We start from the raw sequence: 2,066 nt of genomic DNA, 5'->3' as shown, positions 1-2,066 counted from the left end.
ATCTCTTCCCGCGTCACCAGCTTGCCGGGGCGTTCGGCCAGTAATTCCAACAGGTCAAAGACTTGTGGTTCCACCGGAACGGCCTGACCGCCGCGCAGCAGTACGTGGCGGTCAACGTCTAGAACACAATCTGCAAATTCATAGCGCATGGGCCGAATACACTCCGTTTCGATGGGGGCCACAAGGTTCAATGGCCATCCCAAGGGTTTCGCAGGGATTTCTCAGGAAAGTCTTCAAGCGCGGGGGCGGAGGGGTTGCCAGAGTGACGGCAACAGACAGGAGAGAGTGATGATGCCGCCCTTCGACACCGCATTGCTGCGCCATCTTGCCGTTCGGCACAGGCGCAGTTTAACCCCACCCCGAACCGAGCGGCGTCATGGAACGACGGTCAGAGGGTGGATAGCACACATGCTATTCCGCCCGGCAGGAAAAGGTCAACGGGTTTAGCTGGCCCGCTTCATCCCCATCACCCGGGCCCTTGCGCGCGGGTCGCTGTCGAACAGGGCGGCCAGTTGCTCGGTCATTGCACCGGCCAATTGTTCGACATCCGTGATCGTCACCGCACGGTCATAATACCGTGTCACGTCATGACCGATCCCAATTGCCAACAGCTCGACCATCTTGCGCTTTTCAACCATGGCGATCACGTCGCGCAGGTGCTTTTCAAGATAGTTCGCCGGATTGACGCTGAGCGTTGAATCATCGACCGGAGCGCCATCGGAAATCACCATCAGGATCTTGCGCTGCTCGCGCCGCGCCAGCATCCGGCGATGCGCCCATTCCAGCGCCTCACCGTCGATATTTTCCTTCAGCAGGCCCTCTTTCATCATCAGACCCAGATTGTCGCGCGCGCGGCGCCATGGCGCGTCGGCACCCTTGTAGATGATGTGGCGCAGATCGTTCAGACGACCCGGCTGCTGCGGACGGCCATCGTTCAGCCAAGCCTCACGCGCCTGACCGCCTTTCCAGGCGCGGGTGGTAAAGCCCAGAATCTCGACCTTCACATTGCAGCGTTCCAGCGTGCGGGCCAGAACATCGGCGCAAATCGCGGCAATCGAAATCGGGCGCCCGCGCATCGAGCCGGAATTGTCCAGCAGCAAGGTCACCACCGTATCGCGGAATTCGGTATCCTTCTCGACCTTGAAGCTCAGCGGCGTGGTCGGGTTGGCCACCACGCGCGCCAGACGGCCAGCATCCAGAATGCCTTCTTCGCGGTCGAACTCCCACGAGCGGTTCTGTTGTGCCTGCAACCGGCGCTGCAGCTTGTTGGCAAGACGGCTGACCGCGCCCTTCAGGGGCTCAAGCTGCTGATCCAGATAGGCGCGCAGGCGTTCCAGTTCGGCAGGTTCGGCCAGATCCTCGGCGGCGATCTCTTCGTCATGGGTGTTCAGGTAGACCTTGTAATCCGGGTCCGCTTCGGACGCAGGCGGCGGCGCGGGCGGCTCCAGCGGGGCCTCGCCTTCGGGCATTTCGGCCTCATCACCCATCTCATCCTCGGCCATCTCATCCATCGAGACCTGGGCCTGAGATTGATCCTGCTGCTCTTCCTGCGTCTGTTCAGGCGTCGCGTCGGCGTCCTGTTCGTCCTGATCATCCTGACCGGTGCTGTCGGGATCGGGCTGTTCCTCGGCGTCGTCCTCGGCCTGATCTTCCTGTTCGTCGTCCAGCTCATCGGGGTCTTCGCCCAGCTGGTCGCCATAGCCCAGATCCTTGATCATCTGCCGCGCGAATTTGGCAAACTCGGCCTGATCCGAAAGGATGTCATCGAGGTTTTCCAGCGTTCCGCCAGCCTGTTCCTCGATAAAGCCGCGCCACAGGTTCATGACGTTTTCGGCGGCAGGCGGCAATTCACGCCCGGTGGCCAGATGGCGGATCAGGTAACCGGCGGCGACCGACAAGGGCGCCTCGGCGGGTTGACGGCACTGGTCGTAGCCGCGCCGGATCGCCTCATGCCCGATCTTGACGTCGATGTTGGAGGCAGTGCCGGGCATATCCCGAGCGCCCATCGCCTCGCACCGGGCGGTTTCCATCGCCTCATAGAGATCGCGCGCCATATCGCCCGGAGG

General features: G+C 62.0%; 1 protein-coding gene. It reads right to left on the bottom strand.

What is annotated here, in order from left to right; translation table 11 throughout:
- Positions 1-443: 443 nt before the first annotated feature.
- A partial coding sequence (locus tag MPJ51_RS20885; protein ID WP_298390862.1) for a cobaltochelatase subunit CobT occupies positions 444-2,066 on the bottom strand: 1,623 nt, incomplete at its 5' end.

The organism is Ruegeria sp. (assembly GCF_028066395.1).
Lineage (GTDB): Bacteria > Pseudomonadota > Alphaproteobacteria > Rhodobacterales > Rhodobacteraceae > Ruegeria.
This window is presented reverse-complemented; position numbering and strand designations above follow the sequence as displayed.